At 64.8% G+C, this 19575-nt stretch carries 23 protein-coding genes; 1 reads left to right on the forward strand and 22 read right to left on the reverse strand.

Annotation, left to right across the window (positions count from 1 at the left end):
* Positions 1–22: 22 nt before the first annotated feature.
* The 5 genes from DENOEST_RS19415 to DENOEST_RS19435 all read right to left on the reverse strand — a co-directional run bounded on the left by DENOEST_RS19415 (position 23) and on the right by DENOEST_RS19435 (position 3802).
* On the reverse strand, positions 23–340 hold the full coding sequence (locus tag DENOEST_RS19415) for a hypothetical protein (RefSeq protein ID WP_183148363.1): 318 nt from the start codon (positions 338–340) through the stop codon (positions 23–25).
* A 69-nt stretch (positions 341–409) separates the two neighbouring features.
* Positions 410–1234, reverse strand: a complete 825-nt coding sequence (locus tag DENOEST_RS19420) for a DUF932 domain-containing protein (protein ID WP_183148364.1) — start codon at positions 1232–1234, stop codon at positions 410–412.
* An 85-nt stretch (positions 1235–1319) separates the two neighbouring features.
* Entirely contained in the window at positions 1320–1766 is a 447-nt protein-coding gene (locus DENOEST_RS19425) for a single-stranded DNA-binding protein (protein ID WP_183148365.1), read from the reverse strand.
* Between the two features lie 904 nt (positions 1767–2670).
* On the reverse strand, positions 2671–3585 hold the full coding sequence (locus tag DENOEST_RS19430) for a DNA cytosine methyltransferase (protein ID WP_183148366.1): 915 nt from the start codon (positions 3583–3585) through the stop codon (positions 2671–2673).
* Positions 3586–3589: 4 nt separating this feature from the next.
* Positions 3590–3802, reverse strand: coding sequence for a hypothetical protein (locus tag DENOEST_RS19435; RefSeq protein WP_183148367.1), 213 nt, complete (start codon positions 3800–3802; stop codon positions 3590–3592).
* A 191-nt stretch (positions 3803–3993) separates the two neighbouring features.
* Here DENOEST_RS19435 and DENOEST_RS19440 point away from each other — a divergent pair, with 191 nt between their 5' ends.
* Complete coding sequence (locus tag DENOEST_RS19440) at positions 3994–4212, forward strand: hypothetical protein (protein WP_183148368.1); 219 nt, start codon at positions 3994–3996, stop codon at positions 4210–4212.
* A 31-nt stretch (positions 4213–4243) separates the two neighbouring features.
* Here DENOEST_RS19440 and DENOEST_RS19445 read toward each other — a convergent pair whose 3' ends face one another.
* From DENOEST_RS19445 to DENOEST_RS19525, 17 genes are all read right to left on the reverse strand, one after another.
* Positions 4244–5032 (reverse strand): DUF5131 family protein, encoded by a 789-nt coding sequence (locus DENOEST_RS19445; RefSeq protein ID WP_183148369.1) that lies wholly within the window; start codon positions 5030–5032, stop codon positions 4244–4246.
* Positions 5032–6096 carry a DNA-binding protein gene (locus tag DENOEST_RS19450; RefSeq protein WP_183148370.1) on the reverse strand — a complete coding sequence of 355 codons (1065 nt, stop codon included), beginning with the start codon at positions 6094–6096 and terminating at the stop codon, positions 5032–5034. The genes DENOEST_RS19445 and DENOEST_RS19450 overlap by 1 nt, the downstream gene beginning before the upstream one ends.
* Positions 6097–7653: 1557 nt before the next feature.
* Positions 7654–8619 carry a replication initiator protein A gene (locus tag DENOEST_RS19455; protein WP_183148371.1) on the reverse strand — a complete coding sequence of 322 codons (966 nt, stop codon included), beginning with the start codon at positions 8617–8619 and terminating at the stop codon, positions 7654–7656.
* A 133-nt stretch (positions 8620–8752) separates the two neighbouring features.
* Positions 8753–9034 carry a type II toxin-antitoxin system YafQ family toxin gene (locus DENOEST_RS19460; protein ID WP_183148372.1) on the reverse strand — a complete coding sequence of 94 codons (282 nt, stop codon included), beginning with the start codon at positions 9032–9034 and terminating at the stop codon, positions 8753–8755.
* A complete protein-coding gene (locus DENOEST_RS19465; RefSeq protein ID WP_183148373.1) occupies positions 9021–9287 on the reverse strand; it encodes a type II toxin-antitoxin system RelB/DinJ family antitoxin in 267 nt (88 codons plus the stop codon). The genes DENOEST_RS19460 and DENOEST_RS19465 overlap by 14 nt, the downstream gene beginning before the upstream one ends.
* Positions 9288–9363: 76 nt before the next feature.
* Complete coding sequence (locus tag DENOEST_RS19470; RefSeq protein WP_183148374.1) at positions 9364–11004, reverse strand: hypothetical protein; 1641 nt, start codon at positions 11002–11004, stop codon at positions 9364–9366.
* A 72-nt stretch (positions 11005–11076) separates the two neighbouring features.
* On the reverse strand, positions 11077–11451 hold the full coding sequence (locus DENOEST_RS19475; RefSeq protein ID WP_183148375.1) for a TrfB-related DNA-binding protein: 375 nt from the start codon (positions 11449–11451) through the stop codon (positions 11077–11079).
* Between the two features lie 81 nt (positions 11452–11532).
* On the reverse strand, positions 11533–12819 hold the full coding sequence (locus DENOEST_RS19480) for a ParB/RepB/Spo0J family partition protein (protein ID WP_183148376.1): 1287 nt from the start codon (positions 12817–12819) through the stop codon (positions 11533–11535).
* A 12-nt stretch (positions 12820–12831) separates the two neighbouring features.
* On the reverse strand, positions 12832–13614 hold the full coding sequence (locus DENOEST_RS19485) for a ParA family protein (RefSeq protein WP_183148377.1): 783 nt from the start codon (positions 13612–13614) through the stop codon (positions 12832–12834).
* A 27-nt stretch (positions 13615–13641) separates the two neighbouring features.
* Entirely contained in the window at positions 13642–14061 is a 420-nt protein-coding gene (locus tag DENOEST_RS19490; protein WP_183148378.1) for a hypothetical protein, read from the reverse strand.
* 154 nt (positions 14062–14215) lie between these two features.
* Positions 14216–15202 carry a DNA primase gene (dnaG, locus tag DENOEST_RS19495; protein ID WP_183148379.1) on the reverse strand — a complete coding sequence of 329 codons (987 nt, stop codon included), beginning with the start codon at positions 15200–15202 and terminating at the stop codon, positions 14216–14218.
* Between the two features lie 2 nt (positions 15203–15204).
* Positions 15205–15609, reverse strand: a complete 405-nt coding sequence (locus DENOEST_RS19500; RefSeq protein WP_232096612.1) for a hypothetical protein — start codon at positions 15607–15609, stop codon at positions 15205–15207.
* Complete coding sequence (locus DENOEST_RS19505) at positions 15609–15827, reverse strand: hypothetical protein (RefSeq protein ID WP_183148380.1); 219 nt, start codon at positions 15825–15827, stop codon at positions 15609–15611. Before DENOEST_RS19505 ends, DENOEST_RS19500 begins: the two co-directional genes overlap by 1 nt.
* Positions 15828–16630: 803 nt before the next feature.
* The gene (locus DENOEST_RS19510) at positions 16631–17278 is read right to left on the reverse strand and encodes a phosphohydrolase (RefSeq protein ID WP_183148381.1); all 648 of its coding nucleotides are present in this window, start codon (positions 17276–17278) and stop codon (positions 16631–16633) included.
* Positions 17275–17811, reverse strand: a complete 537-nt coding sequence (locus DENOEST_RS19515; RefSeq protein WP_183148321.1) for a retropepsin-like aspartic protease family protein — start codon at positions 17809–17811, stop codon at positions 17275–17277. Before DENOEST_RS19515 ends, DENOEST_RS19510 begins: the two co-directional genes overlap by 4 nt.
* Entirely contained in the window at positions 17808–18500 is a 693-nt protein-coding gene (locus DENOEST_RS19520) for a hypothetical protein (protein ID WP_183148322.1), read from the reverse strand. Before DENOEST_RS19520 ends, DENOEST_RS19515 begins: the two co-directional genes overlap by 4 nt.
* A gap of 43 nt (positions 18501–18543) precedes the next feature.
* A complete protein-coding gene (locus tag DENOEST_RS19525) occupies positions 18544–19575 on the reverse strand; it encodes an OmpA family protein (RefSeq protein WP_183148382.1) in 1032 nt (343 codons plus the stop codon).

Here is a 19575-nt window from a genome sequence, read left to right on the forward strand (position 1 = left end):
GGCCTGCTCGCCCTGGTGTGCGTCAGCGGATCGCAGCGGCGGCATCCAGCTCGGGCACGGCGCGGGATTCGTCCAGGCGCAAGCGGGATTCAGGAACCGGGAACCACGGGCAATCCCAGTCCAGCAGGTAGCGCGCGCCGTTCGCGTACTGGCCGCACGGCGAAGCCGGGCGCTGATAGAAGCCGGTGACGCGCAAGGGAAACTCAATGCCCGCCGGGTTCGTGTAGATCACCGGATCGCCGGCTTTGAACCGCAAGGGCTGGCCGTTCTCGGGTGCATAGGGCTTTTGCGCGTCGTGCCGGGCGGTGACTTCCGCGGCCCATTCGTGGTGGCTGCTCATGGTGTCGTCCTTCGTGTAGTGGCGGGAGGGAGGCCCGGCCGCGCGTACAGCGTGGCCGGGCGGCTCGGGTTAGCCCTTCAGGCGGCGCATTTCTTCAGCCAGCACCCACAAGGCGCGGTTGAGCTTCACATTCTGGTCAATGCCATTGACCGGGCGCGTGGTCGTGGTCCGGCCGGCACGGTTGCGGCCGCGCAAGCCACCTTTCAGCAAGTTCTCTTGCACGCGATTGAACGTGGTCCACATATCGTCGCGGCGGTCCTCGAAGCGGCGCGGGGCCAGCACCTGGGTTTCAGTGACCGGCGCGGCGCCTGCGTCCTCGTCGTACTTGAGCATCAGCGCAGCACGGGCAAAGGCGGCCTGCTCGCCGGGATTGACCGTCAACGCCTGCATGGCTTCGCGCTGCTCGCCGATGGTCTCGAAGCTATCCAGCACCTTGAAGGCGCCTTCGATGACTTCGCCCACCACGTCGCCGTTATGGCGCACCCGAATATCGTTCGTCGTCTCGCCGCACACCATGCCGTTCTGGCAGACGAAGCGGAACATGCCGGCGAGCATCTGATAGCTGCTCGTGCCGTCGTGGCTGTTCAGCAGGATGATTTCGTTCGCCTCCCGGCCGGCGATCTGGTCGGCGTGACGCAGGCGGATCATGTGCTTGGTGTGCTCGCGCTTGCCGTCGTCGCGGACACGGGTTTGGCAAGCCATGAAGGGCTGGAAGCCCTCGCGGCGCAGGCCATTCAGCACGTCGATGGTCGGAATGTAGGTGTACCGCGAAGAGCGGCTTTCGTGGGCGGCCTCAGCGAAGATCGAGGGGGCCACGGCGCGGATTTCCTCGTCGGACAGCGGACGATCAGCACGGGTGCCGGTGGCGTTGCGGAAGCGGCTTGCGAGTTGCATTTGTGTTCTCCTGGGAGTTGATGACGGTCTAGGGGTTGAAGGACTGGCGCATCGGCCTGCTCGCCTGGCGCGCCAGGGCGGAAAATCAGCGGCGCCGGCCAGGGTTGCCGGACTGCTCGGCGCGGTCGTAGTCGCGCATCCAGTCGTCGTGCCCCTCGGCACCCTGGGCCTTTTGCGGGCCAGCCTCGCCGCCTTGGCGGCCACCGTTACCAGCGCGGCTCAGGTATTGCACGTTCTCGGCCTCGAAGTTGAAGCCACCCTTGCGCTCGTCGGCCTTGTACCAGCTCCGAATCCGGCCCATCACGGCCACCATGGAACCCTTCTTCAGAAACTTGGCGTCGTTCTCGGCCTGCTTGCCGTAGGTGGTGACGGGAATGAAGTCGGTTTCCTCGTGCTTCTTGCCGTCGCGGTCGTAATAGACGTTATCCACGGCAACGGTGAAGGTCACAGCGGGCGTGCCGCTGGGCGTGTAGCGCAGCTCCACGTCCTTGGTGACATTGCCCACGATGGTGAAGGTGTTGATGCTGGCCATGATCGAAGCTCCTTTGCTGGGTTGATGACAGGTCTTGAGTACCTGGTGAAGAACCGTTCTTTGTTCCTACACCATGAGGCATATTCTACCATAAAACTATTGACCGTCAATAGTTTGACGAAGAAAAACCCATCTTTTTTTGCCCCTCCCGGCCTTGCGCTTCTCCCCCTGCCGACCGGAACCTGGAGCCCTCGGGTCGGGGTTTGGGGGCCGGAACAGGCCCCCAAGGTCTCGCCGTTCGTCGCCCCGCAGGGGCGCATGCTCCCCTACCCCCTTCGAGCACCCACATGGCCAGCGGAGCGCGGGGCCGGCCTTTGCACTGCACCGTCTACCTATCGCCTCGGCGTCCAGGGGCACGCAGGACGGGCGCGGTCAAGGGTGAAACCGGAAGCCGCACGCGGAGCGCAGCCGCAGGCGAGCACCGAACGGGTGAGGATTTCAGGGCGCAGCCCGGCCCTTGACCGGAGAAGCCCGGCCGGAGGGCACCATGACGACGAATCAAGGCGAAGGGAGCGGTGCAGTGCGGCCCCGCGCGAAGCGGATTCAGCGCACCAGCGCCGGCACACCACGGATTCAGATCCACGTTCCCGACTTTCGCGCGCGAAAGTCGCCCGACCAGGCCGCCAGGCCCAGCCGGTCAGGGCTCGCCCTGTCCGGCGCCCCAGGGGGACGCCAAGCCCGCGCGGCGGGGGTTCGCGTAGCGATCCCCCAGGAGGCAAGCGCAGCGCGCAGCGCCGCAGGCGCGAAGGCGTCAGGGATTGAAGCCCGCCAGGGGCGAGACTAGACCGGCTCGCCGGTCGACGGCTCGATGCGCAGCACGAAAGCCCGGCCCCGCAGGGGAGACGCCAAGGGGGTCCGGGGTCGATCAGGACCGGGCAAGGAGGCGAAGGCCCCAGGAAGACAATCAAGCCGCCAAGCGCAGCTCATTGAGGAAATCCGCGGCCACCACAGGACAGACGGCATTACCAAGCAAGTGCATGGCATCACGGTGAACACTCGGCAGCACGTAGGACGGCGGGAAGCTCATCGCACCGCGCGCCTCGGGCACCGCGAGCATCCGCATCCTGTCACCCTCAATCACCGCCCAACGGTCGCGTGTCGTAATAGTGCCGACCGGCCGGTGAATGCTACGGCCGGTCAAACCGCTCCCGCTGGAATAGTAAGGAATCAGGAAGCGGTCGCCGTGGGCGGCGCGACCCACCGCGATCTGGCGCAAGGTCTTTTCGCTGCGCCTGGGCGTGAGGATCGGGCTCCACGGATGGGCATCCCACTGGATCACGTCGGCAATGGGCCGGTGCGTGCGGCGCGGCAGCGACAAGCGTAGCGGCCGCCGCGAGCGCGTGCAGACCAGGAACAGACGCTGCCGATTCTGCGGCACGCCATGATCCGCTGCATCGACAAGATGCGGCGAGACGGCGTAGCCCAGCCGGCGCAGCGCATCGCGCCAAGCCGGGTAGAGAACCCACTTCTCGAAGTCGGGCACGTTCTCGACCAGGATTACCGGGCTGCGATGGTATTCCGCGCAAGCCACCACGGCCCAAGCCGTGCTGCGCAGCGCGTCATGATGCGGCCGCTCGCGGCCCCTTGCCCGCGAATGCCCTTGGCAGGCTGGCGAAGCCAGCACGACATCATGCGCGGGCACCGCGCGCCAGTCGGCTTGCTGGAGGTCTTGGCACTCGTGCCAAGTATCCGGGTGGTTGGTCTGGTGGTACTGAACGGCCAGCGGCCAATGGTTTGCGGCCCACACGACGCGCGCGCCGGCCAGGCGCGCGCCTTCGGTGAAGCCACCGGCCCCGGCAAAGAGGTCGATGCAGCGCATGGGGTCAGAATTCCGTGGTCAGGGTGCCATCGGGGAGGCGCTTCATCAGGTCGAAGCCGTTATCCGTCCCGCCGCAACTCTCCAGCTCCTTCAGCGCGGCCTTGAACGTGTGGTGGTCGCTCCACACGTCTTCGGTATCGGTGCCGGCGTTCTCAACAATCACCCATTGCGGGTAATCCGTGGCTTGTGTGGTGGTGTCGGCCTGGGCGGTTTGCATGGTCGCTGTCCTTATGCGGAAGGGTTGAAGATGGTCTAAACGGCTGGGGTCTGGTCTGCTCACCGTCACCCCTGCCGGGGCATCGCTCCATCACTGAAGCAATGCCGTTATTCTACCCCGCGAACTATTGACCGTCAATAGCGTAACGCGATAAAATGAAAGCATCGTGAAAGCATAGAAAGGCATCAACAATGCAAGCACCCGCCAATTACAAAACCGGCTTCGGCCTGTACCGGGCAACCCTGAAGGCACTGGAGACGCTTTCGGGCTGCAAGCGCGGCTGGTGGCTGCGCAATGCGCTCGAACACGCGGAGAACGGGCTGAACGATCCGGCGCTGCGCGCACAACTGGCGCAGCTCATCAAGGAAGCCGGCCCGCGAACGGTCGAAGACCTGCGGCCCGTGGCTTGAAGTCGCTTTCGCGCGCGAAAGATGACTCCAGTTACCAGACGGGCGCGTCTTGGCGGGGTGCTGGGCGAACTGGTGCGGCAGTGGGCCAGGATTTGAACTCTGCGCCGTCCAGCACGCAGCCCCTGGCCGTCGACGTCGGTCCGCCCCACTGCTTAAAGAAGAAGGCCACGCCGGCCGAAGCACACTCACGCCGTAGGCTGTCGATCCATCCGCGCTGAATCGGGCGCGCACCGAAACCACTTTCGCCGCCCACAATCACCCAGTCCACACCGGTCAGTGCATCGCCGCCCGTGATCGCGCCTACCATCGGCTCAACGCTCACAAATCGAACGCTCGCCTCCACGGCCAGCAACTTATGTACGTCGCGGTCGTACTCGGATTGATTCACCATCGTTGCGCCAAGCCATACATTCGCAGGTAGGCCGGCGGCCGGCGCCATGGTACGGACGTTGCCGATACGTTTGGTCAACAGCAACCAGTCCAAGTGTGGGGTGCGCTCGATCAGCGCGAACAGGTCAGCGCGCCAAGCGTCCGGTGCCTCGTTGTCGAACACGTCAGCCAAGCTCGCGCAGAAGACCCGACGGCGGCGACCATGCATCAGTGCGAACGCCTCGTGCCCCCTCTCCCACAGCAACGGTTGGCGCCAGTTCGCGGCGCTGGTGCGCTGGCGCGGCTGGCCGCTTCCCCAGGAAACGCGGTGCCAGCGCTTGTCCATCAGTGCCTCGGCATAACAATGATCGCAACCCAACCCCACTTTCGTGCATCCGATCCACGGGTTGAAAGTGCTATCCGTCCAGGCAATCCTCGTCTTCTCTGCCATCACTTATCACCCTTCTTCGTGAAGCCGCGAATCGTCGCCTCCTGGGTGGCGACTTGGGTACGCAGGGCATCCAGCTCGCCGGTCAGCCGGCCAAGTTGGCCCGTCGCCTCGCGCGCCTCCTTCCGCGCGGCGTTCAGTTCGGATTCCATCCGCTGCTTGGACGCCTCCAGCTTGCCGATCACGTCGACGCTGCGCTGCTTCTGCTCGTGCATGGCCTGCTGATGGGCGTCCTTCAGCCGCACCAGCTCGCCCTCGTGCTGCTTGCGAAGGGCCGCCAGGGCCTCGGCATGCTCTTGACGCGCGGCCGCCGCGTCGGCCTTGCCCTGCTCCTGCACACGCTCCAGATCGGCGCGCACCTGGTCGAGCGCAACGGCGCTACGCTCGCGGTGCGCTTCCAGCTCGCGTTCCAGGTCGGCCGCCCGCTGCGTTAGCCGGGCGCCATCGGCACGCTGAGTCGCCAGCTCAGCCTCCACGGTACGGCGCGCCTCGTCGGCGTGGTCCCGGCGCGCACGTTCGGCCTTCACGTCGTCGTGCAGCTCCTGGGCGCGCTTATCCAGCTCGGCCGCCCTTGCCTCGGCCGCTGCCGCCCGCTCGGTCTGAGCCTCACGCTCGGCCTGGGCGGTAGTGAGCTGGTCGGCCAGCTCGGCGATCTGCCGGCGAGCGTCGTCGCGCTCGTCCTCGCGCTTCTCGGCCAGGGCCAGGGCCTCGGCGGTCTCGGCCTCCAGATCGAGCCGCGCACGCTCCAATGCCTCACGCTCGGACGCGAGGCGGCCGTTGGCCAGCTCCAGGGCCACACCCCACATTTCGGTGGCCCAGCCCTGCACCTTATCGAGCACCGCCTGGGGTGCGGCCTCGCGCACCGGCTCAGCCGACTCGGCGGCCTTACGCCGTGCCTTCCACGCCCGCAGCACCGGGCCGATGGTGGCGTAGCTGCCGCCTTTCGTGCTGGTCCACTTCGCCAACAGCTCGCGCACCGTCTCGTTCGTCGGCCGCAATCCCTCGGCAGCCAGTTGTTCGGCCGCCTTACAAATCAACTCTTCCGTGATGATCGCTTCGCTCGCCATGGCAAGACTCCTTTCAGGTCGGGTTAAAGTGTTGTTTGTTGTTGTATGTTGTAATATACACCATACAACAGAACAACACAACAACGACGGCGAGCGCGTCGGTCGCCTGGGCAGCTCGATTCACCAGGTCGGCCGCCGCCGGCCGTGCGCTGCTGAAGGGGCCAAGACGAAAAGCACGCGATAGACGAGGCGCCGGCCGGAAAGCGGCCTGTTGAGAGGCGCCAGCCAGCGAAAACCGGCAAATCTGCGCAATTCGCGGCCCGCTGGCGAGCGCGCGCAGGTGGTCAGTGGCGGAAAATCGCGGCGCTTCGTCTATCGCGTACAGCGACGAGACAAGGCCGATCCCGGCCGCCGAGCTGGCCAGCGGTCGCCAGCGGGAAAGGAAAGCCGTCCAGAACGGCCTACAAAACCTGACCGGCGATTACCTCTGGCGCAGCAGCGCCAAGGTCGGTTCGGGGAAGTTCAGGCCGCTACAGTCGCTGCCAAAGCCTTAACGTACTTTAAATTCCGTTTTCTGAGACGCCCCCTACAAGCCGTTTTTCCGAGGTCGGCGAGGGATCGGGCTGGCCAGGTGCGGAAAAACGCAGCCACGGGCGCCCTGCGCTGCCGTAAAGCCCTTTTCGACGTAAGGTGCCGGTCGCGGAAGGCTTCGCCCTTCCTTTTCTGGCCAGCTTTGAGGGGTTGTGGACCTTGAACGGTTCTGCACGGCGCGCTTGCGCGCCCGGTTGAGCGGCCGGCGCGGCCGTAGGACGCGGCGGGCGTGATTTACCGGGTCTTGGTGCCCGTAGGGTGGCCCGCTTGCGGGCCAGCTCAGGTTGGCCGCTTGCGGCCGGCCTGGGCCACCTAGACCGTGCTGGCACGGCGGTGGAGTACCACCGGCCCGGCAGCGCCGGGCCTTCGTGAACGGTCGCGCCATCGGCGCGCCATTCATGGGTGAGGCCGAAGGCCGAGGGGCAACGCCCCTGGGGGGATGCCGGGCGGGAACGGCCGCTTGCGGCCGGGTTCGAGCCGGCGGGGGGCTTGCCCCCCAAGAGGCGGCGGCGTTAAAGCGTTAAATAAGAAGGCGTTAAATCGCGCGCGCGTGTTACGCTGTGGATAAGCGGTCGTAAGTCGTTGGTGCGCAACGGAATTTCCGCGATGGGTGTTCCGCGATAGACGAGAACCATGTACCGCGATAGACGAGAAAAGTGTTCCGCGATAGACGACGGTTTGTACCGCGATAGACGAAGCGAGCCCGAAATCTGTGGATAACCGCCCAAATGTACCGCGATAGACGAGTCGTTTCGACGGGTGTCGGAGCTGTCAGCTTGGCAGCAAAAAACGGGGGTTTCGATGCCATCAGGCTAAAAAGCCCGTCCCGATGCGGGTTTTGCGGGTGTCGGCCTTCGGGAAATGTACCGCGATAGACGATAGAAACGTACCGCGATAGACGAAACAAGGGGCTGTTGTCAAATAGCCAAATGTTCCGCGATAGACGAAACACTGGCGGCTCCACGTGGGCTGTACCGCGATAGACGAACCAGGTCATCGCGCCGAGGCGCTGGGTGCTGGCCAGGCTCAATGCGTCAGCGTCTTCTGGAGGAAAAACGAGACCCAGGACAAGCGGCCGGCGCGGTTGGCCTCGCACACCAGCTTGGCGTTGTCGCGCGTCAGGAAAACCACCTTGTTGGGCTTGGTGGTCTCGTCGAGCGCGATGCGGTAATCCGGCAGGGGATCATTGGCGATGATCTCCTTCAGGTCTTGCTTGAACCGCCTCAAGCTCTGCGAGCTGCCGGTCTTCTCGTGCAGCAGGGTGATGGAGATTTCCCACCAAGCCTTGTCGCCACAGTGCTTCCTGGCCAGCTCGTACAGTCGGCGCTCCAGGGCTTGCCCGAGGCTGAAGTAGTCGGGGTGCAGCGTCAGGATGTCGAAGTCCATTGCGGCGCGGTAGAGCCAGTCCGAAATGGTCAATTCCAGCTCCAGGGCGCCCTTCTGGTTCTTGGTGTAGGACGTGATGCGGTAGTCCTCGATCAGCCCGAAGCCTTCGAGTTGTTCCTTCTCGTTGGTCTTGACGTTGGTCTCGATGGTGGTGCCCTTCAGCCGGCGGCACATGTCGACTACGCGCTCGTAGGCGGCACCGCCTGTACTGCGGCGAGTGCCGACCAGGAACGGGTACACGTCGACGCGCACGCGCCGCGAAATCGGGATGCCGGCGTCGGCCGCGCGCACGAGCTGGCTGATGCAGTAGATCAGGATGTCCTTGTCGAAGACCGTGGCGGCGCCATAGGCCGAAGGAATCACCCGGACGCTCTTGCCGCCGCGCGAATACTGGCGGATGCGCGTATCGTGATTCTTGGACAGACTGAAGATCGGGTATTCCATCGACGACATGTCGTCTTTCACGGGCCAGTCGTGGAACGTCTCCAGGACCACAAAGAGATCCGCTTGCACAGCGTCGGCCGGCGCGCGCGAGCCCGAAGGCAAAGCCGCATCGTCGCCCGGGAAGAGTGTTCCTGTAACGCCTGCTGTGCTAGAATTCTTCATACATTGGCTCCTTGTGTTTTTGCCCGCTCCCCAGCGCGTTGATCCATGAGGGGTTGATGATGGTCCTGAGGTGCCCGGCCTGCTCGCCGGGCATTTCTTTTTTCGGGATGCGCTTGATGCAACATTGCGCGCCTCATCCGAAAAGCTCGCTGTGCGAACCCAGCCGCGCAAGCCTCAGAACATCGCCGTCGAGCTTGCGGTAGATCAGCAACAGGTCGGGCTTGATATGGCACTCACGATAGCCACCCCATGCCCCGCTCAAGTCATGATCGCGGTAGCGGGCGTCAAGGAGTTGATCGGTCACAAGGGCCATAAGAACGGGCTTCAGCGCGTCGTCGAGCGTGGCCCGGTGCTGCCCCTTGGCCTCGCGTTTGTAATCGCGCTTGAAGGCACTTGAGCGGTCAATTGTCCGCATGCAGGTCGGCCATCAGCGCATCGACGCTGGCGAACTTTGCGCCCTTCCCTGCCTCCAGTTCGGCAATCGCCTTGCGCGTCGTGGCATTGGGCACCTTCACGTCGAAAGGCAACCGCCGCTCGTCGGCCACCCGAAGCATCAGCAGGCGAATCGCATCGGAAATCGACAACCCCATAGCGTCCAGGGCAGCGGCCGCACGCTCTTTCGTGTTGGTGTCGATGCGAGCGCGAACATAAGTATCGGCAGTGCTCATGGCGACTCTCCTTCAATCAGTTGGATGTCTATTGTAGTCACAACAAGACTACATAACAAGGCGCGAAGCACAAGTCTTACGAGACTAGGTAAAGATGGCCAGCCTCTGGATCGTCGTGGTCTTTCGCGCCGACAATGACCGGCATAACCCAAATAAGCTTCCGCAGCGACCGTGCCGGTCCATGCACCTGGTTGCGCCAGTGGCCGCGCCGCCAGTGGGTGGAAACATGGGCATGCTCCTGCGGATGAATACCGTGAAGAGTGCGCTGTTCCGCAATACGTTTGCCGCAGATATGTACGGGAACGTAGCCAAGCGCCGCCAGCTTGGACTTTGCGCGCATCTGCTCCTTACCCTTCCCACTAAGAACCTTTTCCTTGAGGGAAACCGGCGTACCTTCTGGCCAGACCGTTTCGATATCGTCGGGGTAAGCGGAAACGTAGCACAAGGCGTTGACCGCCAATTGCAGCGCAGCTTTGTAGATCGGGTGCCGGCGGCGGGCGATTTCGTCGCGCGTCACAGCCATCTGTGGACCTACATCAACGACCCTCACGGCATCCGGCATAGCAACGCCGTTCTTGACGAACTCGGCCTGCACGGCAGCGGTGATATCACCGCCATTCCTATCTTGGTGAGCCTTCAAAGCAGCCAGGCGGTCGGATAACACCGTATCAATTGCCGTGGCCAAATCCATTGAGCGGAAGCTCTCCACAAAATCCTGGGTGTATTCGGCCTCGGGAAACAGATACCACTGTCGCGACAGAGAGTGATCGTCAGGGGCGGCTGTGATGGTAAATCGCACATCGCCACTGAGCCCGCGCTGCTCGACGTATGCACCATCGACGAACCATCCGGGCTCAAGCTCTAAGGCAACCTGGGGACCAAAGTAGAGGTATTGCGATGCATAAGGGAGCTTGATGCTGTTCAGGGGGATGTCGTCGATGTCCGTCTTGGCCAACATCTCAGTCAGCGCCGGGGGGAAGTCCATGATCTGGCGGCCCGCCTGAACAAAGCGCCCGTAAGCGGTTGCAAGCGTTTCCTCCGCCTCAATGACAAGAGAGGGAGCGGGGTGTGACTCCTTCAGCCGGCGCGGGTAATCCATCGAGCGGCGGTTGAGTTCCGTGAAGACCACACGCATCACTTCATTCAGTTGAGGGACTGTCAGCATGCCGGACTGAGGCTCAACCTTTTGGCGGTAGAACTTCGCAACAATCTCCGCATAGTCGCGGTACGCCTTAAAGCGTTCTGGATGGTAGCAATACAAAGGGGGCTCAGGCTTTTCGGTGGGTCGCGTCGCGCACTGGTAGTCCAGAAGATCGAACAAAAACCCGGCATTGGCGAATGCCATTACCGGATCATCTACCGCTTCAATCCACCGATCCCAAACGACATTACCAGCCATTTGATCGCGCCAACCAACCTCAAAGGTAATTTCCGTGCCGTGGTTGGTTACGATCAGGTAGCTTTCGTAAGGGCGACCCATCCCCTCTAGGAACTGGCGCATTTGTTCCTCACTGGCGGCCACCTTTGCTAGTGTGGCGTCTTGTGAAGGTGTGCCGGTCCAGTGAATTAGGTTGTCGAAGGCCAGCGCATCGAAATGACGCTCAAAGAGAAAAACTTGTTGCGGTTTCGCCTGAATGCTGCGCGTGAAAGCCCTCACGTCCTCATCGTAGCCATTGGCAAGGAAATCGGGCAAGTTCGCAATAAGTTCGTCCATCAAGGGTATATCAGACTTTTTGTATAGCATTACTGGGTGCCCTTACATGAATGGCTTACGGATGCAACTATTTGTTTAGGTGGACAGCCGCTTGCGGCCGCTACGCGCAGCGGCCAGCACCTTCTCGATGGCGGCCCCCCGGCGCTCGGCGTCAGGGCATTGCACCAGGGCCTCGGCCAGCGCGCTCAGCTCCAGCGCCAGGGCCTCGGGAAGCTCCAGCTCGAAGCGGATGGAGCTTTCGCCTGGCGCCGCGAGCTTGACGTAGGCGCGCTCAATGGCCGCCACGGCCAGATTGACGCGCTGGCGGCTCATGCCGTACTCGGTGGCCACGTCCGCCTGCGCCCGTCCATCCACCAGCACGGCGCGCGCCATATCGCGCGCCTGCGCACCCAGGCGGGTGTCAGCGGCCACCAAGTCGAAAGTGTGAGGGGCAAGGCGTTTGATTCTCATCACGGCAATCCAATGCAAGGGCGCGCCGATTTCGCGCGCGAAAGTTCAACAAAGGACGGCCGCGAGGCCGCCCCGTCACGATCAAAACCGCCAGTCGGGGGGCATGTCCGGCGCCCCGCAGCGCCCAGGCCCGATGTCGGGGTGCATTTCTTCCCACAACTGGCGAGGCGTCTTGCCCTTCAGCTCGCCTTGCAGCTTCTTGAGGTAGGTCACGGCCCGCTCGGGGCCGATGCCTTCGAGCATCGGCAGCGTCATGGCCAGGAAGCCTTGCCACAAGACCCACTCCGTTTCGTGCATGCCGTGGTCGAGGGTTTCCATGTGCGTCTTCATGCTGAAGAACTGCGCCTGGTTGGCTTCGCCCCACTCAAAGACCTCATCGCGCAGCGACAACAGCCGTTCGTTCGCGCGCTCCCGCTCGGCCGCCGCCTTCTGCTCGGGCGTCAACTCCATCGACGGCAAGCTTTCCTGACGGGCCGCCTTCTTGGGCGCGCCCTTGGCAGGGCCGCTCTGCGCCGGGTCCGCATCATCCGCGTCGGCAGCGCCCTCCCCGGCCCGTTCGGCCTCGCGCTGGCGTTGATCCTCCGGCCCTTGCGATGTCTTCGCCGGGGCCTTCTCGGTGGCCTTCTGCGCGTTGGCCAGCTCCAGCCGGCGCTGGGCCATGTCGTCTTGCTGCTGCTTCCACGCCTTCATGCGCGACAGCGTATTGCGCGCCTCGTCGCGCGACAGCGGCAGGCCCTCGTTCATGCGGTGACGCATGCGCTCGAACTCGGTGTGCGAGTCCTCCAGCTCGTAAATCTGATTCAGGCAGTGCAGCACCTCGAAGTCGCCGCACAGATCGTTCTCCAGCAGCGCGCGCACGGGATCAGCGTAGCGGCGCACGGCCATGCGCTTGCTGACCCACGCCTCGCCACGGTTCCAGATCGTCATGGCTTCCTTGGTGCCGTACTGCTCCACGTCCTCGATCACGCCCATGGCTTCTTCGTAGGCGGTCAGGTCGTCGCGGTCGTTGTTCTCCGTGACTTGCAGCCGGCGGATTTGCAGCTCGGTGAGGCCCTTCTTGATGATGACGGGCGCCTTGGTAAGCCCTGCCAGCGGCGCCGCGCGGTAGCGGCGCTCGCCTACGATGATGCGATAGCGGCCATCGGCGTCTTCGTGCACCACCAGCGGCTCGATGATGCCGTTCAGCTTGAAGCTCTCGGCCAGCTCCTCCAGGTTCCGGAACGTCTTGCGCACCTGCTTGACGCTGTAGAGGCGTTCCAGGTCGATTTCGGCATCGGCCGGCTGCACCGGCTTGACGGCGATCTGCGCCACGGCGGACAGCTTGCCCAGGTTCAAGCCAGGCTTCTTGTTGGTTGCGGTTGCGGTCATGTCCTTGTCCTCTTAGATCGCGGCTTTGTCGAAGATCTGGCTGCACACCGCTTTCATTTCACGGGCGGCCAGGATTTGGCTTTCGCCGCTTTGCACGCGCCACACCGGCCGATCCTTGGCGTACTGCGTCGCGGCGCGGTCGTACAGCACCCCCTCCATCACCACGGCGCCCAGCTCGTCGCGCAGTTGCCCCAGGGCATTACGGTCGAAGGCGCGACGGGTATTGACGCGGTTGGCCAGCAGGCCCAGCGTCACGAGGTCGGCATTCCATTCCAGTTGCTGCACGCGGGCGATGTCTTCAAACAGGTCGCCCAGCCCGTCGATGGCGTCCTGGTCCATCGTGCAGGGACACACCACGAAGTCAGCGGCGATCAGTGCGGCGTACAGCGGATTACCCAGCGTGGGAGCCGTGTCGATGATGCACAGGTCGTAGTCGCTGGCCAGCTTGGCCAGCGCAGCACGCGGGCCGTGTAGGTCTTCCAGCGGGCGGCTGGCCACGTCGACCAGCTCACGATCAGCGGCCACCAGCGCGGCATTCTCGCTGCACGCCAGCGGCCGCAGCTCGATGGCGTCACCGTCGAACAAGGCGCTGCCCGTCAGCGATTGCAGCTCGTCGCCCTGGTCGCCCAGGGTGCGTTCGCGCAGCGCCCGCAGGGTCTTGCTGAAGTTCTTTTGCGGATCGAGGTCCACGCACAGCACGCGCAAGCCGCGTTCGATGCCGAAGAAGGCCAGGTTGCGGGCCACGGTCGTTTTGCCGACCCCACCTTTTTGGTTGGCGATGGCGATGGTTTTCATGATCGTTCGTCCTTTCCAGTAGGCAGATCAGGCGGTCACCGACACGTCGGCAGGCTGAAAGCACAGCTCGAAATTCACCATGACTTGAAGCCAGTTCATGGCGTACAGGTTGATCTGCGGCCGGCGCGGATTCACGGCCTTGCCGCCGGCATAGATCACCTGGTAGCCGAAGGCATCTTCCATCTCCAGCACTTCGGCCAGCTTGTTGGCCAGGTCCACGCGCAGCTTGAGCCACGGCGCCGGCATCACCGTACCGCTCTTGATGTTGTCGTCGGCCAGCTCGATCAGACGCATGTCGCCCTCCACGTCCGCGATGTGGCAATACACCGCCATGTCGTCGGGGATGCGCGGCGGGGCGCAGAACACCGCGCCGGCCGGCGCGGAATGGAGGGACGGAATCAGGTCGGCCAGACGGTCGAAGAGGCGGGCATAAACGGTGTTGCGCATGATCGAAGCTCCTAAAGTCAGTTGATGATGGTCTTGGCGGATCGTCGCTTTCGCACGCGAAAGCTCGGTTAAAGCGCCCCACTGTCTGCTCACAGTCTTGCCGGGGTTCATCGGCCGTCCAACCACTGCCGATGGAGACAATTCTACCATGGAACTATTGACGGTCAATAGAACAACGAAGATTATTTTGCAAGTCGCACAACTCGGCCAGCTCGGCGGCCGTGAAGCGGGTATGAAGCGCCAGCGCATCGAGCAAGCGGCGCAGCAAGGCCGGCGCAACGATCTGTTGAAGCCCCGGCTTGGCAAGGGCCACCAGCCGCGCCCGGCCCTCGGCGTGCTCCAGCGAAGAGCCCTGCATGGCATTGGCCAGAAAGAAGCCTTCGAGCGAAGCCGCCTCCGTCGCCAAGTCATGGAAGGCATCAGCACCCTTGGCGCGCACGAAGCTATCCGGGTCGTGTTCACGCGGCAGGAACAGGAAGGAAATCGACACCGCGTCGGTAACGTGGGGCAAGCAAACCTCCAGGGCGCGCGCCGCAGCCCGCCGGCCGGCGTCGTCGCCGTCGAAGCAGAAAACCACCTGCCGGGCCAGCGACAGCAGCCGTTCAACGTGTTGGCCCGTCGTGGCAGTCCCCAGGGTGGCCACGGCATTCTGTACGCCGTGTTGCGCCAAGCTGACGACATCCAGATAGCCCTCCACCACAAACACCGTCGAAGTCGCGGCAATGGCATCGGCCGCCTGGGTGAGCCCGAACAGCACGCGCCCCTTCTGGAAAACCGGGGTTTCGGGTGAATTGAGATACTTCGGCCCATCACCCTCCAGCACGCGCCCACCAAAACCGATCACGTCGCCGGCATCATCGAGGATGGGGAACATGACGCGATCCCGAAAACGGTCGTAGCGCCGGCCAGCGTCGTTCATGGCCACCAAGCCGGCCGTCTGCAAGGCGGGGTCGCCGTAGTCCGGGAAAGCCGCCCGCAGCGCCTGGAACCCCGCCGGGGCATACCCCAGCCGGAAACGGGCGGCGGTGTCGCCGCGCACGCCGCGAGACTTCAGATAGGCGATGGCATGAGGCGAGCTGAGAAGCTGGTCGCGATAAAAGGTCGCCGCGCGCGCCAGATGGTCAATGAGGGGCTGGGGCATGGTCACTCCTGGGTCAGCGCCGGCACGTCGAGTTGCAAGCGGCCGTGGTCGTACATGTGCAGCATGGAGAGGAAATAAACGGGATCGCCAGGCCAGCAACAGGCTTGCCAGTAACCCAGCAGGGCCGCACGGACGGGTTCAGGGTAGGTGCGGATGCGACGGCGCGCCTCGCGCCATTTATCGGCCTGCCGCTGACGGCTACGCGCCAGGTCGCGCTCCCACTGGCGCCGCCGTGCCTGCATTTCCTCATCGACACCGATCTGCGCGGCCGCCACCTGGTCGGCAAACAACGGCAACGCCTCACGTTCGGCCTTCTGCTTGCGCAGGAAAGCCGACCGCTTGCGGTCGGTATCGCGGAACTCGAAGTGCCCGTAGCGCTGGAATCGCATCGCATCACCCGGTAGCATCAGTGAGAGAAGTAGCGCGCAGGCAAGTACGTTGCGTGCAGCTCCGAGACGGCTATCGAGCGGGCAAACGGGTTGGAGTGCCACCAGCCGCAAGTATCGGTGTTGCGCAACACCGTCTGCGGCAGGCCGAAGTTGTCAGCGGCCCGCTTGGCGGCCTCGATGGCCTCGGCCAATGTGTTGGCGCAGTTGTCGAAACGGTATTGACGGTAGCGAGGCATCGAATCACTCCAAGCATTCAAGCAATGCCGTCATTCTACCCCGCGAACTATTGACCGTCAATAGTTTGACGAAGAAAAACCATCTTTTTTTGCACCCTCCCGGCCTTGCGCTTTTCCCCTGCCGACCGGAACCTGGAGCCCTCGGGCCGGGGTTTGGAGGCCGGAACAGGCCCCCAAGGTCTCGCCGTTCGTCGCCCCGCAGGGGCGCATGCTCCGCTACCCCCTTCGAGCACCCACATGGCCAGCGGAGCGCGGGGCCGGCCTTTGCACTGCACCGTCTACCTATCGCCTCGGCGTCCAGGGGCACGCAGGACGGGCGCGGTCAAGGGTGAAACCGGAAGCCGCACGCGGAGCGCAGCCGCAGGCGAGCACCGAACGGGTGAGGATTTCAGGGCGCAGCCCGGCCCTTGACCGGAGAAGCCCGGCCGGAGGGCACCATGACGACGAATCAAGGCGAAGGGAGCGGTGCAGTGCGGCCCCGCGCGAAGCGGATTCAGCGCACCAGCGCCGGCACACCACGGATTCAGATCCACGTTCCCGACTTTCGCGCGCGAAAGTCGCCCGACCAGGCCGCCAGGCCCAGCCGGTCAGGGCTCGCCCTGTCCGGCGCCCCAGGGGGACGCCAAGCCCGCGCGGCGGGGGTTCGCGTAGCGATCCCCCAGGAGGCAAGCGCAGCGCGCAGCGCCGCAGGCGCGAAGGCGTCAGGGATTGAAGCCCGCCAGGGGCGAGACTAGACCGGCTCGCCGGTCGACGGCTCGATGCGCAGCACGAAAGCCCGGCCCCGCAGGGGAGACGCCAAGGGGTCAGGCTTGGGCCTCAAGTTGGCCCAGCTCAACAGCCCTCAACGATTCCAATGCGCCCAGGAATCGCTCGGCCGCAACATCCGCCGGCCACGGCTCCCACGGTCGGCAACCGTAGGTCTCAGCCAGCGGATCGACATCGAGGACAGGATGCACGATCCCCAGGACATCGCGGACCTCATGAATAGGCCAGCCGATGCAATGCACGGCCTCCGAGGCGGCCGCTACCGAGTCGGCCTGCTTGTGGATGATGTGCGCTGCCGGCGTCCATGCGTGCAGCTCGTAGCGCGCGGAAATGGCAGCCATCAGGCGAGACGAAACCGCCCGGAAAGACAGGCCCAGCACGTCCTTCAAGGGCGAAATGCAGTCGAACCCCAACAACCCCTCTTCCGCGTCATGTAGAAGCTCCAGGAGCGCGTCAGAACGGCTCAGAGGGGCATCGGACCACTGCCGGCGCAAAGCGAGCACCAAAAGCGAATGCTGGGCCACAGACAACGGCCAGGGCCAAACGGACTCGCCACCCCAGCGATAAGTGCGCGCCAGGCGAATCGCCAAGTCCTCGTCAAGCCATGCGGCGGGATCAGGATTCATCAGGTCGAGGCGGCGCCCGGACGGCAAGCGCACCCAGGCGCGAGGGGTAGGGGGGTTCATGGGGCAGGACGAAGGGTCATGAAGCCGTGGGCATGGGAAATCTGGAAACGATTGAGCGCGTCCATGCCCAGCACAGGCGATTGCAGGCGGTCGAGAACGGCAACGGCGGCATCAGGCACCGTGAACGGCCCGAGGGCGAGGACGTTGGCGGCCGACAGGCCGCCGCGTTCGCGGCCGCCGGCCGTCTCGAAAACGGTGACGCGACCGACGCGGATGCCGGCATTGCTGGCCAGCCGCGCCGGCACGGTCGTGAAGCGCGCCCCGGTATCGACCATGAACACCACGGGGAAGCCATTGACCGCCCCGGCGATGTAGAAGTGGCCATCGGCCGCACGCGGCACGGCGAAATCGCCATTGGACAGGCGTTTGGGTGCCGCGACAGCGACCGGGGAAACGGCGGCAATGTCGAGCTGGTCAGGCCCATAGCTCTTGCCGTCATACACCAGAAACTGGCGAGCCTGGCCGAAGGCAGGCGCCGACAGGGTGGCAGCACAAGCTAGGGCGATCAGGAAGCGCGGCGAGCGAAGCGTCACGGCCGGGCGACGGCGCCGGCCAAGGCGTCGGGCAAGCCGATAGCGCTGGCCAGCGCATCGAGCGAGGTCTGGATCAGCTCGGCCGGCCGCAAGGCCGCGTCCTCGACCGTGGCGAGTGCGGAGCACGTCGCCGTACCGTCCGGGCCGGAGCGCGTCAGGGTAACGACGTTGCGCTGCTTGTACCGCCATTCGTCGCACTTGGACAGGCATTTGCCGTCAGGATCGCCGGCCGTCGCGGCGTTGACCGAATCCTGCGCGCCCGTGGCATTGCCGACGTTCGAGGCGATGGTGCCGATCAAGATGGCCAGCGGGTTGAGCGACAGCATCACAGAGGGGCCGCGCCCGCTTTTGGTGGTCAGCGGCGCCGGATTTTCGGCGTAGTCGCCCAAGCGGATGTCGGCCCGGCGCTGAGTCGCCGGCCGCAGCGCCTGAAAAGCGCCGTCCAGCTCGTAGACAACCGTCGCTTGGTCGCGCGAAGCGACCAAAGACAAACCCCGCCGCGCAAGCGCATCGCGCAGCACGCCCGTGAGGTGCGAGCTGGCCAGAGCCTCGACATAGACAGTACGGCCGAGGTCGGCCGCCACGTCAAAGGCGCCGGACACGGCAACATCGACAGGCGCCACAGGTTGAGGCGCGGCAACGGGTGCAGGCGAGGGAGCGGGAAGCTGATCGGTGGCCAGCGCCGGCATGCAAGCAAGCGCGATAGCGAACGAAAGTAGTGGCCTCACGACATCACCCCTTATGCGTGGCGGCATCGCCAGTCTCAGCCTGGGACGGCATGGCCAGCTCTACGTCAGCGCGGCGGTTGGCGCGCCGGCCGTCCGGTGTGGCATTCGGCGCGACGTAGCAGGTCGCGCAAACCGATACCTTCAGGCGAGCCGCCGGCACGCCGGCCGCCAGGAAGGCGGCGCGAACGGCCGCCGCGCGTTTGGCGGCAAGCGTGCGATTGGCGGCCGTCGAACCAGAAGCATCGGCACCGCCGCGAATGGTGACGTGGCCACCCTGGGCCGCCGCGCGGAGCAGCGGTGCCAGGGCGCGCAGCGCCTCGGCGTCCAGCTCGGCCGAAGCGGAGGCGAACAGCACGGCCAGCTTGTCCGGGACGGGGGCCGCCACCACAAGAGATTGCGGGATCACGGTGGCGGCGGAAGCGGTGAAGCCAGTCGCGGCGGCCACGGCGGCGGTTGAGGCAGGCGGCGAAAGCACGCCGGCAGGGGCAGGCGTCGGCTCGGAAGCGGGCGCAGGAGGGGCCGCCAGACTCTCCAGGACGGCGCGACGATCAACCACGCCCTCCAGGGCCTGCCGGCGGGGCATTGCCGCAGCGGGGCGCGCGTCATCCGCGCCGGCCAGGGTCTTGACGGTGGGGGATGCGCAGGGATTGCAGGGGACGAAATACGCTTCGCCGGTCTTGGCATCGCGCACCTGGGCCAAACCCGTCATGGTGGGGTAGCCCATCAGCGGCATGCGCGAGGGCGCGGCCGGCGGGGTGGTGGTACAGGCGCTCGCGGCCAAAGCCATCACTGGAGTCAAGAACCACAAGGCGAGGCGAGGCGACGCCGGACGCAGCGCCCGGCGGCCGGCGCGCGTGATTTCCAAACGGGCGCGGCCGTGGTCCGGGCGCGAGCGGACATAGCGCCGCACCACCAAGGCCCGAATGGCCAGAACATGGCGATGCACGCGCGCAAGGTCGGCCGACAGACGGCAGCCGGCGGCCGCTTCGGCCAGGCGCTGCGCGCCCGAGACCGGCCCGCCCAGCAGGGCGCGCAA

It is taken from the genome of Denitratisoma oestradiolicum (assembly GCF_902813185.1).
Lineage (GTDB): Bacteria > Pseudomonadota > Gammaproteobacteria > Burkholderiales > Rhodocyclaceae > Denitratisoma > Denitratisoma oestradiolicum.